The organism is Pseudoalteromonas sp. Z1A6 (genome assembly GCF_011378745.1).
Lineage (GTDB): Bacteria > Pseudomonadota > Gammaproteobacteria > Enterobacterales > Alteromonadaceae > Pseudoalteromonas > Pseudoalteromonas arctica.
The window spans coordinates 1-16,211 of the sequence record NZ_WTKW01000058.1 but is presented as its reverse complement, the minus strand read 5'-3'; the positions used below and the strand labels follow the sequence as shown (position 1 = coordinate 16,211).

The window sequence follows — 16,211 nt, the reverse complement described above, 5'->3', positions numbered from 1 at the left end:
ATAAGTAATCCGTTTGGTTTACTTACTTGTCGTTTAATTCCTTAAAAACAATTCCTTTTACTGTTTTTTTAATTTTTTAAAATAAATATTAGTACTGCATTTAGTTTGCCCATACAATGCGCAAAAATAGCCTGCGCATGCTTAATAAGTTCACGTTTTTTCTGCAATTTTTTATTGTTCAAGTAAACTGTGAATAATGTACGCTTTTAAATTTAAGGTTTTAAGATGATTGAGTATCCGGTAGACCAACTTCCACAGCTCATAAATGATTTATTGCAATGCGATACAACAGAACGCAAAAATAAATTATTAGCAGATGCGCAGTTAACGCTTTCAACAGAGCACCTGTCATTACTTTTTGAGGCGATACCAAAAGAACAACGACTTGAAATTTGGCAGTTGCTTGACGAAGACACGCAACACGAAATTTTTGTTAATTTAAGTGAAGATAGTTGCTTGTGGTTGCTGCAAACACTAGAAGACACTGAGGCTTTTAAACTTCTTGATGAAGTTAATGTAGAAGAGCTACTGGAACTTGAAGAAGTTATACCAGAGCGATTTGTTGAGTATGCAAAAAAGCAACTCGATGAAGCGCAAACCAAACAATATGAATTAGCGCAGCAATACCCGCCAGAACAACTTGGTCACTGGTTAGGTTTTGACTTTTTAAAAGTATCGGAGAAGCTAACAGCCGGTGGTGCTAAAAAATTGCTACATAAAGGTTTACCGCAATACAGTGAAGTTATTTATTTAGTAAGCCGCAAGGGTAGTTTAATAGGTGAGGTTGCGGTAAATGATTTAATAAAAGCCAGCGACACTGATAACTTAATGACATTGGCAAATCATGACTTTTCATCGCTCCATGCTGATGATGATTTATATGAAGCGGCAGAGGTGGTGATTCACAGTGAAAAAATGGCACTGCCAGTGGTTAATGCTGATAACAAATTACTTGGGCGATTAACCATTGCCTCTGCTTATGAATTACGACAAGAAATTGCTGATGAAGCAGCCGCTAAAGCCGGTGGTTTACGTGAAGACGAAGACCTGTTCGCAAGTGTGCGAAAAAGTGCTAAAAACCGTGGTATATGGTTAGGTATTAACTTAGCTACTGCCTTTTTAGCGTCCTGGTTCATCGGTTTATTTGGCGCAACTATAGAACAGGTTGTAGCACTCGCTGTATTAATGCCAGTGGTTGCTTCTATGGGCGGGATCGCAGGTAGTCAAACATTAACCGTTATTGTGCGTGGTTTAGCGCTCGGACAGGTTACAGATTCAAACCGCAATGCGTTACTTAAAAAAGAGCTACGTGTTGGCGCTGTAAATGGCTTGGTATGGGCGTTTGTAATAGGCCTGCTTACCTTCTTATGGTTTAACGATTTAATGCTCAGTATTACGATTACGGTAGCCATATTATTGAATTTAGTGGCCGCGTCACTAGCTGGTGTTGTTATTCCGTCTATTTTAGACAAAATGAAAATTGATCCTGCGTTATCTGGCTCGGTAATTTTAACTACCGTTACCGATATTGTTGGGTTTGTTACCTTTTTAGGTTTAGGCAGTTTATTGCTTTTATAAGCCTTATACCAATTCGCTTAATTAAGTGAATTGGTATTACTAACAGGAAAATACAATGACCTTTGAAGTCATGATTTGGTGTGCAATTGCTTTGTGTATTTCACAATCGGCAATATTTTCGGGCTTAAACTTAGCGTTTTTTTCACTAAGTAGGCTTCAGCTCGAAATGGAAAGTGCAAAAGGGAACGAGGCGGCCATAAAAGTGATGGCCCTTCGAAACGACTCTAACTTTTTATTATCGACTATTTTGTGGGGCAACGTAGGTATTAACGTACTACTTACACTACTTTCTGATTCGGTATTAATGGGCGCAAGTTCGTTTTTATTCTCAACTATCGCAATTACTATTATTGGTGAAATAACACCGCAGGCTTATTTTTCGCGTAATGCGCTAAAAATGGCGAGCCTACTTTCGCCGCTAATTAAGTTTTATCAGATTCTGTTTTATGTAGTTGCTAAGCCAACGGCTTTAATTCTCGATGCATGGTTAGGTAAAGAGGGGATTACGTACTTTGCTGAAAGTGAGCTCAGAGGTATTATTCGCAAACACATAGAAGCAGAAGAGGCTGATGTTCAGCACGTTGAGGGAATAGGCGCGCTTAACTTTTTTAGCTTAGATGAAATAAGCGTAACCAAAGAGGGTGAGGTAATTGATCCAGACTCTATTATTGCTTTGCCTACTAAGCTTGATTTGCCTATTTTCCCAGACCTTACATTAACGACTGATAATGAGTTTTTACGAAAACTACATAAGTCAGGTTATAACTGGGTGATCATTACCAATGAAGACGGTTGGCCTTTATTAGTGGTAGATGCTGACGGCTTTTTACGTTCAGCCTTGTTTGAACCAGAGACGTTCGACCCTTATCATTATTGTCACAGACCTATTATTGTTGCTGATGAGGCGATGCGCCTGAGTGAAGTTATTTTAAAAATACGGGCTAGTCATTCTTTAGATAAATCGTTTGATGGGGCCATTGATCACGATGTGGTGTTAGTGTGGAGTGATGTGAAGCGCATTATTACCGGCGCTGATATATTTGGTCGGTTACTCAAAGGTATGAGTGCACCAAAACTCGAACTGCATGAAAATACAGAAAATAAAAAGCCGCTATAAAGCGGCTTTTTTGTATTCAATAGAAAGGAGGGTTATGCCCAACCTTCATAGCGTTTACGACGTGACAACACTATCGTTAATATAATACCTAAAAACAGGCCTAAAAACGCAATAGCACCACCGTAAGTAAGTAGCTGACGTTTCTCTTTTGAGCTAGCAGCTTCTTTTTGGGTGCGCTCTTGCTCTAGCGTTGTTTTAAGCTTAGTAATTTGGGCCGATAACTGCAGGTTTTGATCAGTTAAAGTTTGGTTTTGCTCTTGTAGCTGCGGAAGTTCTATTTGAGCTTGGCGCAGGTTTTCTTGCATAGTACTCATTTCGCTACTTAGTGTTTTGTACTGTTGGTGTAAGCCTGCCGTTTTGGTAACAAACTTAGTTTCTATCCAACCTTCGCGGTCTTTATCATCTTTAATTTTTATAAAGCCGTTTTCTTCAGCAGATAACAAGGTTAACTTTGTTCCAGCATCTACAGAGCCGAGTAGTCGATAATTCTTACTCGCACCAGAGCGCATAAAAGTATATAAATTATCGATAATATAAGCGGTGTTTGCATTAGTTGAATTTGCAGGTTTTGCTTCTTCTGCATAACTCATAAATGTGGTGGCTGTTAAAAGTAGCCCTAATAAACAATGTTTTAGCATTTATCTACCTTGTTGATCTAACTGCGTCCGTTATGAACGTGATTTTCATTTCACATAAGTAGTTAGATAGTATGGATTAAATAGCTCAATAGCAAGACTGATATTGTAACCCAGTAGCAGTTACCTAGCCCACTAGGTTACAAACCTCGCCCCGCGATTAAATTGCCTCTAGATAGAACGAATTTTAATCCACAAAGGTCAACAGGCACTAAAATAAGGCTAAAAAATTTGCATTGTTAGTGTGCTTTGTTTATTTTGAGCACTTATTTATTTTAAAGGTAATCCGCAAACCGAATGGATACTGAGATAGAACTGAAATTTTTGGTATCAGATGCCGTTATTCCACTGATCCCCTCGTTAATTACTCAATTTGCAAAAACGGTGAAGAATAAACCGTCACGCAGCTTACAAAATGCATACTACGACACGCCAAGCCGAGAGCTTAGAGCGCTTGACATAGGCTTTAGAACTCGCTGTTCTGACAGCGAATGCGAGCAAACTATAAAGCTTGCAGGTGAAGTTGTAGGTGGTTTACACCAACGTCCAGAGTACAATTTACCAATTGAATCAAGTCGCCCTAATTTAATGGCGTTTGATGCTGATATTTGGCCTCATGGCATGCAAATAAGCGCAATCTCAAAAAACTTGTATCCAATATTTAGTACTAACTTTATTCGTCGTACTTGGTTAATTGAAACCGAAAGTGGCGCTAAAATTGAAGTTGTACTCGATAAAGGTGAAATTGCGGCTTCGGGTAAAATTGAAATTATTAGCGAGCTTGAAATTGAGCTTGTTGAGGGCAGTCGTAATGAGTTGTTTGCGTTTGCAGATGTACTGGTTAGCCAGAACTGTATCCGTTTAGGATTATACTCTAAGGCCGCGCGTGGTTATCGCCTTGCAGATGAAAAACCTTTAATACCAAGCAAATCTATTGGTTTTGTTCAATTACCAAAGTCGACTACCCAAGAGCGTGCTTTAGTTGAAGCCATGAACTTTGGCATTCGCTTTGTGCAAAAGCATGAGCAATGCTATTTCGATAAGCCAAGTTTAAAAACGCTTAAACGCGTAACTGACGGCATTAGCCTAATACGCCATACTTTTTGGCTGTACGACGATATAGTATCCAAAGAAAGTACAGAACATTTACGTACAGAGCTTAAATGGTTATTAAGCGAATTAGCGTGGGTAGAAAACGCGATTCAATTAAAAACGTACACGTCTAAACGCCATGCTTTTTATAAAAAAATTAATGCTGCTCCAGCACTTACTCAAGTCATTGGTGATTTAAAAGAGTTACAGCCAAGCATTGACGATATAAATGCACTGTTTCATAGCGCGCGTTATAATCGTTTATTACTGTCGTTAACTACGTGGTTAATTGATAAACAGTGGCGTAAAGATTGGGGGCAAATAGAGCTTCAAGCGGCTGAGCAAAACGTGTCGTCCATTGCGAGTAGGCTTTTTAATAAAGACTGGAAAAATCTGCACGAATTACTCCCTAAAGAACAAACACTCGATGTCGCTTCGTATTTAAACCTGCGCACTCAACTTGAAAATAGTTTACTGAGCGGTAACTGCTTAGGATCGTTATTTGATAAAGAGGAACGCCTAGAGTTTAGATTGCCTTGGCTTGATATTTCTCATGGTATTTATGAGTTAAGTACGCTTGAGTATTTAAAGCAGTTATGTGCTGGGCAAGAAGACGAACAGCTTGCTAAAATCCAGTCATGGCTTGAACAAAAGTCTGAATATTTGGTGAGTGCGATGGAGCAAAGTCGCCTTGCTTCATTTGACATAGAACCTTACTGGCAAAAATAAATGATGCACTTTTGTAATGAAATTCAGTTACAAAAGTGCTTATCCGTTATTTTTTAACTCGTTATTTTTAACACTTACGCTGAGCCAACATGGCATTTGTATAAAAACAAAAATGGCGTAAGTGTGTATTATCAAAGCCACAGTGATAATATTTTTGAAGTAAAAGCGCAGATGAGCGAAATACCAACCAGCTTTGCCTCATGGATCAATCCCTACTTGGCTAATCAATAAAGCCGGCCTAAAAAGTACTTACGACATCTTTATTAATTTACATCATATGCTCACACATAAAAATATACTCCAAAACTACCTGTAATCAATAAAGCCGGCCTAAAAAGTACTTACGACATCTTTATTAATTTACATCATATGCTCACACATAAAAATACACTCCAAAACTACCTGTAATCAAAGTAGGTCAGTGCTAAATATCGAATATATAATAATTTTATGGTGTGTTGAGTAGTCTTTAACTACGCTTAAGCAATAATGACACGCTATTATTTGGAGAATTGATGAAGTATTTAGTGGCTATATTATGTTTGATGCACAGCTCACTCTTATTGGCTCAAGAATATACTTTTGGTGTAGTGCCGCAATATGAGCCGCAAAAGCTAAATGCTATTTGGCAACCTTTGTTAAAGCAAGTAAGTAAGCAAACAGGGGTATCAATAAAGCTAATTACAGTTGAGTCTATTCCGGTATTTGAAAAAGCCTTTGCTAATGGCGAATACGACTTTGCATACATGAATCCATGGCACAGTGTTGTAGCATATGAAAAGCAGGGATATTTGCCACTAATAAAAGATGCAGGGCGAAAGCTGCAAGGTATTTTGCTCGTAAACAAAGACAGTAATATTGATAATTTAAGCCAACTAGAGGGCGCCGAAATAGCATTCCCTGCACCTAATGCATTAGGTGCGTCATTATTAATGAGAGCCGACTTAGCATTGTTATATGGGCTAACAATAAAGCCTGTATATGTTCAAACCCACCCTTCGGTATATTTAAATGTAGCACTGCATTCAACAATGGCGGGCGGTGGTGTAATGGGCACATTTAAACAACAACCAGAAAGCTTGCAAAATAAGCTTAAAATTCTTTATAAAACGCGTGAAATTAGTCGCCATCCAATTGTAGTCCACCCAAGGGTTGACCCTGCAATACAGTTAAAAGTGCAACAAGCTATTTTAGATATTGGGCAAAGCCCAGAGCATAAACATTTACTTGCAGGTATCCCAATTATTAAACCTAGTATTGCAACTTTAGCAGAGTATCAGCAGTTAACTCAGTGGGGCTTGCGCTCATTTTATGTTGAAAATTAGAGGGTTTCGTAGTCTAAGGGCGCAAAGCTTTATTGTTGTATTGCTTTGTGGCTTGCTTATGGCCTGTCTTTTTATGTTTTACGCCTTACCTGAGCAAGCGCGTTGGGTAAACGATGGGCTTTCAAAGGCTGCTCAGCGTTCTTTAGCGCAGTTATCGACTTCTATAACGACTCCGTTGTTAACTAGGCAGTATGCAGAGCTGTATGAAGAAATAGACAGCCAACTCCAAACTCGCCCTAATTGGAAAAGTATTAAAATTGTTGATGTGGATTCAAATAACCAATTATACCCGCTTGAAAACTGGGTTGGAGCAAATGAAAACGGCGACATGTTGTTATCTCAGCAGGTGGTGTTTTTAGATAAACCGCTGGCTAATATTAGCTTGGTTGTTAATTTTACGAATGAAATAAACGAATCTTCAAAACTTCATTACACCTTAATATATATACAATTTATTATTTTAGTTATCGTTTTTATAGGTTTAGCTTGGCTGGTGGATTACAGGGTTACGTCGCCTTTAAGGACTTTAAAGCAGGGGTTTTCACGTTTAGCCAAAGGTGACTTTGATTGCCATATAGATAAACAACAACAAAATGAAGTAGGCAGTGTAATAAGTGCATTTAATAACATGGTTGATGAGGTTGCTAATAACCATCAAAAATTAAATGTATTACGAATTCAAGCCGAGTCTGCAAGTAAAGCAAAGTCAGATTTTATGGCCAGTATGAGCCACGAATTGAGAACCCCATTAAATGCAATTTTAGGCTTAGCCCAGCTGTATGGATATGATGAGAGTGCTAATAAAGTACAAAAAGAAAACGCGAAAAGCATTTATCAAGCTGGAGAACATTTACTATTACTTATAGACGATGTACTTGATTTAACGGCTATTGAGTCGGGTAATATGCAGTTTAGTTTTTCTTATGTGCCTATTAAAAGCATATTAGAGGAGTCAGTAGAGCTCGTCACTGAGCTTATTAAAGGGCAATCAATAACACTGTATACCCAAGGTTTCGATTCCTTAGAAGGGTTGAGTATTTACATTGATCAGCGCCGCTTTAAACAAGTGATGCTTAACTTGCTTTCAAATGCGATTAAATACAACAAACCAAATGGCAGCATTAATATAAATTGCCGGGTGTTAAGTAATAAACAATGCGAAATAGATGTAATAGATACCGGATGTGGATTTGCTCCTGATGACATTTCTCGCTTATTTAAACCTTTTGACCGCTTAGGAGCTGAAACCAGTAAAGTAAATGGAACCGGTATTGGTTTAGTGATAACTAAGCAGCTGGTAGAGCGTATGCAGGGTTCTTTAAGCGCGCAAAGTGAGCAGCACAAAGGTTCTTGTTTTACACTAAACTTTAACAGCTTTGATCAAACTGATTTGCCAGCACAAGTGCAATCTCCTCAAATAACACTTCAAAGTTTAGATACAGTAACTCTTCCTACGCTTGAGGTTTTAGTAGCAGAGGATCAGGTTACAAATCAGCAAGTATTAAGGCAGCAATTAACCATGCTTGGAGTGTGTTCTACTTTTGTAAGTAATGGGGAACAAGCCTGGGAAACTCTGCAAAATAAACACTTCGATATTTTACTAACCGACATTCAAATGCCTTTACTCGATGGGTTAGGGTTAGCCAAAAAAATACGCGAAAACACTCATTTTGATAAACTTATTATAATTGCAATTACGGCCAACATTACCAAAAACAATATAGATAATTGTTATGATTGTGGAATGAACGGCTTTTTAACCAAGCCCATTGAGCTTGTTAAATTAAAGTCGTTATTGATGGAGCACTCTCAAACAGTGGTCAACACGCGATCAGAAAAATCTGATGGTGAAAATATAGCTTCAGATAGTTTTGATCAACTAGATATCACGTTATTAAAAGCAATGCTTGGTGATGATCCTACTGTGCACTGCATGGTGTTTAATGCGTTTTTACAAACGGCAGGGGAGCAAATTAAATTAGCTAATGCGTATGCTAAGAGTAAAAATTATGTTGATTTGGCTTTTCAGGCCCATGCCTTAAAGTCGTCGTCAAAATCGGTAGGGGCTATTAAACTGGCTGATATATGCCAGCAGATCGAAACGTATGCAGAAAATGAATCTATTGATAACAATGAAATGCAAAGTCTCGAGACCTGCTTCAACGATGTAGTAACGCAACTTAAAAGCTATTGTTTACGATATGAAAAACGCACATAAAAAATGGCTCATAAAGAGCCATTTTATGTTTAAAATATTTTAGTATTTAGCCGCTTCCCCTTTCTTAGGTAAAGCGTCCTGTATAAAGTCACGTAAATCGTTATTAGAGCTTTCTAAGTCAGCGTGGCGAAGGTACATCATATGCCCACTTCTGTAGCCTTTAAAGCTCAAACGGTCTTTCATTTTACCGCTTGGGTCTAATTGCCATAACGTATATTTAGCGTCAAAGTAATTGGTTGCACCATCAAAGTATCCTGATTGAATCATCACGTTTAAGTAAGGGTTTTGCGCCATTGCTAAACGTAGATTTTCGCCCGTATTATTACCGGTTCTATCCCATGGGTGAACATTACCAAATAAATTATATTTTACATCTGTTTTATAGTTTAGCTCTTCACGTAAGTAGTGATTAATTGCAGGAGTGAAAGAGTGTAACCAAGAGGTAAGTTCAGCCCAGTAGTCTGGGGATTCACCCGCGCCTCGTTTATCTATTCCTAAATAACGAGAATCTAAGCGACCCACAGTTTGACCACGCTCACGTAGTAGCTCTTTCCAGAAAAATTGAGTTGGAATATCCAAGTTATTTTGTTCAACAAACTTTTCTGATAAGCCAGCGTAGTGTGCCATTTTTGTAATAATTCGACGTTTTTCTTCAGCATTAATAAAGCCACCCTTGGCAAGCGCTGGGATTAATTCGTTTACAGTAAACTCTTCAACTTCAGGTAATAACTCATCTAGATCTTTAGCTTGTAAATCGGCTTTAAGTGCTTTGTGATACCAAGCAGTTGCTGCAAAGTAAGGTAGGCGGTTAGCTGCTTTAATCGGGCCGTCGCGCTTAATACCAATATCAGTAGGTGATACGAGAACAACACCGTTTATGTACATCCATTGACTATTTTGAAGCTCATGAGCTAGGCCCGATACACGTGTTGTACCGTAGCTTTCACCAATTAAAAATTTAGGCGATCGCCAGCGCTCAGCCCTATTTACAAAAGTATTTAACCACTCAGCAAGGTACTTAATATCGGCATTAACACCAAAAAATAGCTCTTTTTGTTTTGCTTTAGAAGGAAGTTCGCCTTTTTCGTTTTCAAGTACGCGAGAGTAGCCTGTATTTACAGGGTTTACGTAAACAATATCGGCAATATCAAGTACAGAATATGGGTTGTCTTTTACGCCATAAGGTTGAATTGGATAGCCTTCGTCATCAATTTTTAATACGCGAGGACCAGTATAAGCAAGGTGCATCCATACAGAAGCCGAGCCTGGCCCGCCATTAAATGAAATAAGTAATGGGCGAGTTGTCCTGTCGTCAACTTTGTCGCGTGTGTAGTAGGTGTATTGCAATGTCGCAACCGCGTCGCCTTTATCATCCCATACAGGTTGTGTGCCTGTGGCAACGGTGTAATTAAAGCGTTGACCGTTGATTTTAGCTTTATGTTGAGTAACAACTTTGCTGTCTACATCAATACGACGTTGGTTATCGGCAAGCGTGCTTGTACTGATTATTAATGCAATAACGGTTATCGGTAAACTGATAATACGACTAAGCTTCATTAGGTGTCCTTATTATTGTTGATACACCATTAAAGACATTAATGAGTTAAATAACAAAAGTATTGAGACTAGTGGCCGATAATACTAGTTAAGTAAGGTATTAATGCGCTTAGAGACGCGTGCTAACCACTTTTATAGTTATTTAGGATTTGGTTTCTTTATTTAGTTAATCACAGAATTCAGGTATATTGCGGGCCTACTTGTATTGATTTTATATACAAGCTATCACCAAAAAAATCTAATGGATTACGCTTTCAAGCACATAAGTGCACTCTACACCGGATGTTTATGACTAATGCTATTGCAGTAATAGCGTTGTATTTGTCGTTTTGTTACAAAATTAATTAAAGGTAAAGAGAAGCTTTATGCAAAGAGTATTAGTGGTTGAAGACAGTAAAGTAGTGCAGCAGGTGCTTCGCCACTTAACTGCACAATACCTTGATGTAGTAATTGATTTTGCTTGGTCTTTAGCAGAATGCGCTACGTTCGTAGAAAAGCACGATTATACGCTTGCGTTAGTTGATTTAACTTTGCCAGATGCTCCGCACGGTGAAGTTGCAAAATATACTTTATCTAAAAAAATTCCTACGGTTGTTTTAACCTCAAAAATAGATGAGTACAAGCGCCAACAAATGCTTGAATTGGGCGTAGTTGATTATGTTATTAAAGATAATCGCGATTCTTACCATTATGCCGTTAAGCTCGTTGCGCAATTACTCAGAAATCAAGGCTGTAAAGCACTAATAGCAGATGACTCATTACTAAGTCGCTCGTTAATGAAGCAAATGCTAGAAAAGCAATTGTTTGATGTAACAGATGCCCACGATGGACAACAAGCACTCGAAATATTAAAAGCTAATCCTGATATAAAGCTACTTATGACCGACTACGCTATGCCCTCTATGGATGGCTTTGAACTTGTCAAAGCGGTACGTAATTTTAGAGGCCGAGACGACTTAGCAATTATTGGCTTATCGGGCGCGGGAAAGCATGGCCTATCAGCACGATTTATTAAATACGGCGCCAATGACTTTTTAACAAAGCCATTTATGAATGAAGAGTTTCATTGTCGAGTACTTCAAACAATGGAGCAACTGTCGTTAATTTCAGATATTAAAGAAAGCGCACATAGGGATCACTTAACAGGGCTTCATAACCGACGCTACTTTTATCAATATGCAGAAAAGCTCCTTAAAAGTAAAAACCAGAAAAATACTTTGGCATTGCTTGATATCGATTTTTTCAAAAACATTAACGATACATTAGGCCATGAAGGCGGCGATCAGGCTTTAAAGCAGGTTGGTTCATTAATACGATCTACGTTTTCAAAGTTTACGGTTGCACGGGTTGGCGGAGAAGAGTTTGCCATAATATTACCTGAAATAGAGCTAGAACGCGGTCGTGAATACTTTGAAGCATTTAGGAAAAAGATGGCTAGTTACGATTTTTCTATTAGCGATAAATCAATTAAAATTACCACTAGTATAGGCTTGGCTGACTTTCAAGACACTAGTCTAACGCAGGCTATGCGTGTTGCTGACAAAGCATTATACGAAGCTAAAAACCAAGGCAGAAACTGCGTGGTATAACCCTTCTTAAACAAAACTAGGTACGTGATAAATATATAGAGATATAGCACGCACCAATGTAGCTGACTTGTTAAATTAACGCACCTAATTGGTGCGTTTTTTTTGATCTTGAGTTTGTGTTTTTTACTAAGTGGCTGTTTTTAATTGATATAAAATAGTGGCACAAAGGTTGGATTGTTTAACCCAATAGGATAACAATAAAGAGTCCGAGGGGGCCGCTATGAAAATGATTAGTGCAATCATAAAACCATTTAAATTAGACGACGTGCGTGAAGCACTCGCTGATTTAGGAATTGAGGGGATGACAGTAGTTGATGTTAAAGGTTTTGGACGTCAACGAGGTCATACTGAGTTATATCGTGGTGCAGAATACCAAGTAGATTTTATTCCTAAGATCAAACTTGAAATTGCAACGCGTACTGAAAATTGTCAACGCGTTGTTGAAGCAATCACTAAAATTGCATCAACAGGTAAAATTGGTGACGGTAAAATTTTCGTGTACGACTTGGATCAAATTGTTCGTATCCGTACTGGCGAACTTGACGAAGAAGCAATTTAAGGGGGTCTCATGGAAAATACAATAATAGAACTAAAGTTTTCACTCGATACCTTCTATTTTTTAATATCAGGTATATTAGTAATGTGGATGGCAGCAGGTTTTGCCATGTTAGAGGCGGGCTTAGTTCGCTCTAAAAACACAGCTGAAATTTTAACTAAAAATGTCGCGCTATATTCAATTGCATGTACGATGTTTTTATTAGTTGGCTACAACATTATGTATGTAGACAATGCCGAAGGTGGTTTTATTCCTTCAATAGGCGCTTTAATTGGTACACAAGCTGCCGATGCTGACCATTCTTTAGAATCTGACTTTTTCTTCCAAGTAGTATTTGTTGCAACCGCTATGTCGATTGTATCGGGTGCTGTTGCTGAGCGTATGAAACTGTGGGCTTTCCTAGGTTTTGCTGTAGTACTAACTGGTTTTATTTACCCTATTGAAGGTTACTGGACATGGGGTGGTGGTTTCTTATCTGAAATGGGCTTTGTTGATTTTGCAGGTTCTGCAATTGTGCATGGCGCAGGTGCAGCAGCTGCACTAGCTGGTGTATTAATCCTAGGTGCTCGTAAAGGTAAATATGGTAAGAATGGTGAAATATACCCAATTCCAGGTTCAAACTTACCACTTGCTACACTAGGTACATTTATTTTATGGATGGGTTGGTTTGGCTTTAACGGTGGTTCTCAATTACTACTTTCGGATAAAGAAAACGCAACTGCAGTAGGCCAAATATTACTTAACACCAATGCAGCAGCTGCAATGGGTGCTATTGCAGCACTGTTTGTATGTAAAGTACTTTGGGGTAAATCAGATTTAACAATGGTCTTAAATGGTGCATTAGCTGGCTTAGTTGTTATAACAGCAGACCCTCTATCTCCATCACCATTAATGGCATGTCTACTTGGTCTACTTGGTGGTGCACTTGTTATATTTAGTATCATAGCACTTGATAAAGTTAAGATTGACGATCCAGTGGGTGCTATCTCTGTTCATGGTACGTGTGGCGCATTAGGTATTATGTTAGTACCGCTAACCAATGGTGACGCAAGCTTTGTTAATCAGTTAACGGGTCTAGTATGTATTCTTGCCTTTGTATTTGTAGCATCATTTATTGTTTGGACTGTGCTTAACAAAACAATGGGTATACGAGTAACCGAAGAAGAAGAACTAAACGGTATGGATCAACACGATTGTGGTATTGAAGCCTACCCAGAGTTTGTTTCTGTTCGAAATAGCTAATAGTTTATTTAAATAATAGTGTGTTTACACAAAGCCCTACTTCGGTAGGGCTTTTTTTGTTTCAGGGGGGGTTAACTTTTCGGATGTTAGGATATATCCAATATGCTAAGCTCACACTCGTGAATAACCCTTGGAATAAATTACACTTAAATGGCCGATAATAAAAAAACACCTACCAGTAAACCTGCAGTTAAACGTGCAAGTAAATCGTCAAGCAAGACAAAGAAAAGCACCTCAAAGGGCAGTAAAAAAACAGTGGAAACCACTGTTAAACGCTCTTTTATGAGAAAAACATGGTCAGTGTTTTGGAAACTAAGCTTGGCTGTTTTTATTGCAATGGCAATGTACTTCATTTATTTAGATTCAAAAACAACGCGTATATTTGAAGGTAATAAATGGCAACTTCCAGCGCAAGTGTATGCTCGTTCTATGGAGTTTTATCCGGGGCAATTTTTATCAAGCCAGGAAGTAGTGTTTGAGCTAGAGCGTTTAAATTATTCATCGGTTAATAGATTAAGCCGCACAGGACAGTTTGTTAAAACAGCAGATAGCATCAAGATTTATCGTCGTGATTTTGAATTTTATGATGGCCTTGAAGAATCACATATTATTGAACTTCGCTTTGCAGGGCAAAAAGTTGCGACCATTAAAGATAAGTTTGGTAGGCGTTTAAATTCAGCTCGTCTAGAGCCTGTGCAAATAGCGCGTATTGGTAATGACTCTAAACAAGATAGAGAATTTGTACCACTAGATAAGTTTCCAGCAATGCTAAAAGATACGCTATTGGTGGTTGAAGACCGTGATTTTTACGAACATCATGGTGTATCAGTGTTTTCTATTTTACGCGCGCTTTATTCTAATATTAAAGCGGGGCGCACCGTTCAAGGTGGCAGTACGCTTACTCAACAGTTAGCTAAAAATATTTACCTAACACGTGAGCGTTCTTTAGTACGAAAAATAAATGAGGCCTTTATTGCCCTTATTTTAGATTATCGTTATTCAAAAGATCAAATATTGGAAGCTTACTTAAATGAAGTATACCTAGGGCAGTCATACAACCAAGGTGTGCACGGTATGGGGCTTGCTGCTGACTTTTACTTTTCAAAGCCGGTAGATGAGCTTGAGTACGATCAAATTGCTTTGCTGGTAGCAATGGTTAAAGGTCCATCTTATTACAACCCACGTCGCTATAAAGAGCGCACAATGGAGCGCCGAGACTTAGTGCTTCGCCTTATGGTTGAAAACAAGCTACTTAGCACAAAAGAGTACCGTGCATCGCTTAATCGCCCAATTGATATTGCGCCAATGAAAGCGAGTTTACAAAAATCATATCCAGGCTATTTAGAGTTAGTAAACAGAGAATTAAATGAATTATTGCCAGATCAGCAAACACTTGATGCAGGTGTAAGAGTATTTACTTATTTTGATTTGCAAAAGCAAACAGCAATGGAAGAGTCTATTGAAAAGAGCTTACCGTACCTGGAAAATCGTCCTAGAACCGAAAAACTAGAAGCAGCCATGATCTCTGTTAATGTAGAAAAGGGCGGTGTATCTGCACTTGTTGCAGGGCGCGATGTTCGTTATTCAGGATTTAACCGTGTTTTAGATACAAAACGTAATATTGGCTCGCTGGTAAAACCTGCTGTGTATTTAACCGCACTGCAATTACCACATTATAATTTAGCTACTTTGCTTGATGACTCGCCAGTACAGGTTACAAATGAGCAGGGAAAAGTGTGGCAACCAGAAAATTTTGATCATCAATACCGTGGTGCAATACCTCTTTATAAAGCATTTAGTAACAGTATTAATATTCCAGCGGTTAATTTAGGCCTCGATGTAGGTGTTGATAAAGTCGCGAATACACTAAAAGGATTAGGCGCTAAAGGGGCGATAAACGAATACCCATCGTTGCTTTTAGGGGCTGTTGAAATGTCGAGTTTTGAAGTTGCTCAGCTTTATACGACAATTGCTGCAGATGGCGAATATAAAAAGCTTACTGCAATTTCGGCATTAACCGACTCGGTTGGTAAAGTACTTTATAAGCATAAAGTAAATGCAGAGCCTCGTTTTGATAAATCTGCAATGTATATGACTAAATACGCGATGAAACGCGTAACGAAAGACGGCACTGCTAAACGCTTAAATTTACACTTCCCATCAATCCAACTTGCAGGCAAAACTGGCACTAGTAACGATTTACGTGATAGTTGGTTTGCAGGCTTTGATCAAAATACAGTGACGGTAGCTTGGCTTGGTCGAGACGACAACAAAAGCACGGGTTTAACGGGCAGCGTAGGTGCATTAGAAGCATATATTCGCTACTTAAAGCCACTTAATCCACAAGCAATAGCCGATACGCGTCCGCCATCAATACGCTGGGCATTTGTAAATGAGCAAACGGGTAAGCAGGCACCACCAGGATGTGGCAAGGTGATTCAGCTACCACTTAGAGCGAGTGAGTTTGAGCCAAGACCACAATGTATTCGTTAATCTAAGACTACTTTAAACAACGAAGCCGCTTATTTAGCTGTCTCTTATACACAAATCCCTGCTAAGAAATTAGCGGGGAT

General features: G+C 38.6%; 11 protein-coding genes. 9 read left to right on the top strand and 2 right to left on the bottom strand.

All coding sequences use genetic code 11. The features are described 5' to 3' along the window. Positions 1 to 225: 225 nt before the first annotated feature. Positions 226 to 1,578 (top strand): magnesium transporter, encoded by a 1,353-nt coding sequence (locus GQR46_RS05815; protein ID WP_165728468.1) that lies wholly within the window; start codon positions 226 to 228, stop codon positions 1,576 to 1,578. Positions 1,579 to 1,633: 55 nt separating this feature from the next. Then, positions 1,634 to 2,695: a CNNM domain-containing protein gene (locus GQR46_RS05810; RefSeq protein ID WP_007584829.1), complete on the top strand. Its 1,062-nt coding sequence runs from the start codon at positions 1,634 to 1,636 to the stop codon at positions 2,693 to 2,695. 32 nt (positions 2,696 to 2,727) lie between these two features. Here the strand turns inward: GQR46_RS05810 and GQR46_RS05805 are convergent, their stop codons facing one another. Beyond that, the gene (locus GQR46_RS05805) at positions 2,728 to 3,333 is read right to left on the bottom strand and encodes a TIGR04211 family SH3 domain-containing protein (RefSeq protein WP_007584830.1); all 606 of its coding nucleotides are present in this window, start codon (positions 3,331 to 3,333) and stop codon (positions 2,728 to 2,730) included. A 294-nt stretch (positions 3,334 to 3,627) separates the two neighbouring features. Between GQR46_RS05805 and GQR46_RS05800 the strand changes: the two genes are divergently transcribed. The 3 genes from GQR46_RS05800 to GQR46_RS05790 all read left to right on the top strand — a co-directional run bounded on the left by GQR46_RS05800 (position 3,628) and on the right by GQR46_RS05790 (position 8,694). Beyond that, entirely contained in the window at positions 3,628 to 5,151 is a 1,524-nt protein-coding gene (locus GQR46_RS05800) for a CYTH and CHAD domain-containing protein (RefSeq protein WP_165728469.1), read from the top strand. A gap of 515 nt (positions 5,152 to 5,666) precedes the next feature. Then, positions 5,667 to 6,476 carry a phosphate/phosphite/phosphonate ABC transporter substrate-binding protein gene (locus GQR46_RS05795; protein ID WP_165728470.1) on the top strand — a complete coding sequence of 270 codons (810 nt, stop codon included), beginning with the start codon at positions 5,667 to 5,669 and terminating at the stop codon, positions 6,474 to 6,476. Next, positions 6,463 to 8,694, top strand: a complete 2,232-nt coding sequence (locus tag GQR46_RS05790) for an ATP-binding protein (RefSeq protein ID WP_165728471.1) — start codon at positions 6,463 to 6,465, stop codon at positions 8,692 to 8,694. The genes GQR46_RS05795 and GQR46_RS05790 overlap by 14 nt, the downstream gene beginning before the upstream one ends. A 39-nt stretch (positions 8,695 to 8,733) precedes the next feature. On the opposite strand, the gene GQR46_RS05785 is transcribed toward GQR46_RS05790, so the two are convergent. Then, a complete protein-coding gene (locus GQR46_RS05785; protein WP_165728472.1) occupies positions 8,734 to 10,251 on the bottom strand; it encodes a carboxypeptidase in 1,518 nt (505 codons plus the stop codon). Positions 10,252 to 10,616: 365 nt separating this feature from the next. Here GQR46_RS05785 and GQR46_RS05780 point away from each other — a divergent pair, with 365 nt between their 5' ends. From GQR46_RS05780 to mrcB, 4 genes are all read left to right on the top strand, one after another. Next, positions 10,617 to 11,840, top strand: coding sequence for a diguanylate cyclase (locus tag GQR46_RS05780; protein ID WP_165728473.1), 1,224 nt, complete (start codon positions 10,617 to 10,619; stop codon positions 11,838 to 11,840). A gap of 220 nt (positions 11,841 to 12,060) precedes the next feature. Further along, positions 12,061 to 12,399, top strand: coding sequence for a P-II family nitrogen regulator (locus tag GQR46_RS05775; RefSeq protein WP_004587162.1), 339 nt, complete (start codon positions 12,061 to 12,063; stop codon positions 12,397 to 12,399). 9 nt (positions 12,400 to 12,408) lie between these two features. After that, a complete protein-coding gene (locus tag GQR46_RS05770) occupies positions 12,409 to 13,638 on the top strand; it encodes an ammonium transporter (RefSeq protein WP_010555509.1) in 1,230 nt (409 codons plus the stop codon). A gap of 150 nt (positions 13,639 to 13,788) precedes the next feature. Further along, positions 13,789 to 16,131 (top strand): penicillin-binding protein 1B, encoded by a 2,343-nt coding sequence (gene mrcB, locus GQR46_RS05765; protein ID WP_165728474.1) that lies wholly within the window; start codon positions 13,789 to 13,791, stop codon positions 16,129 to 16,131. Positions 16,132 to 16,211: the final 80 nt, after the last annotated feature.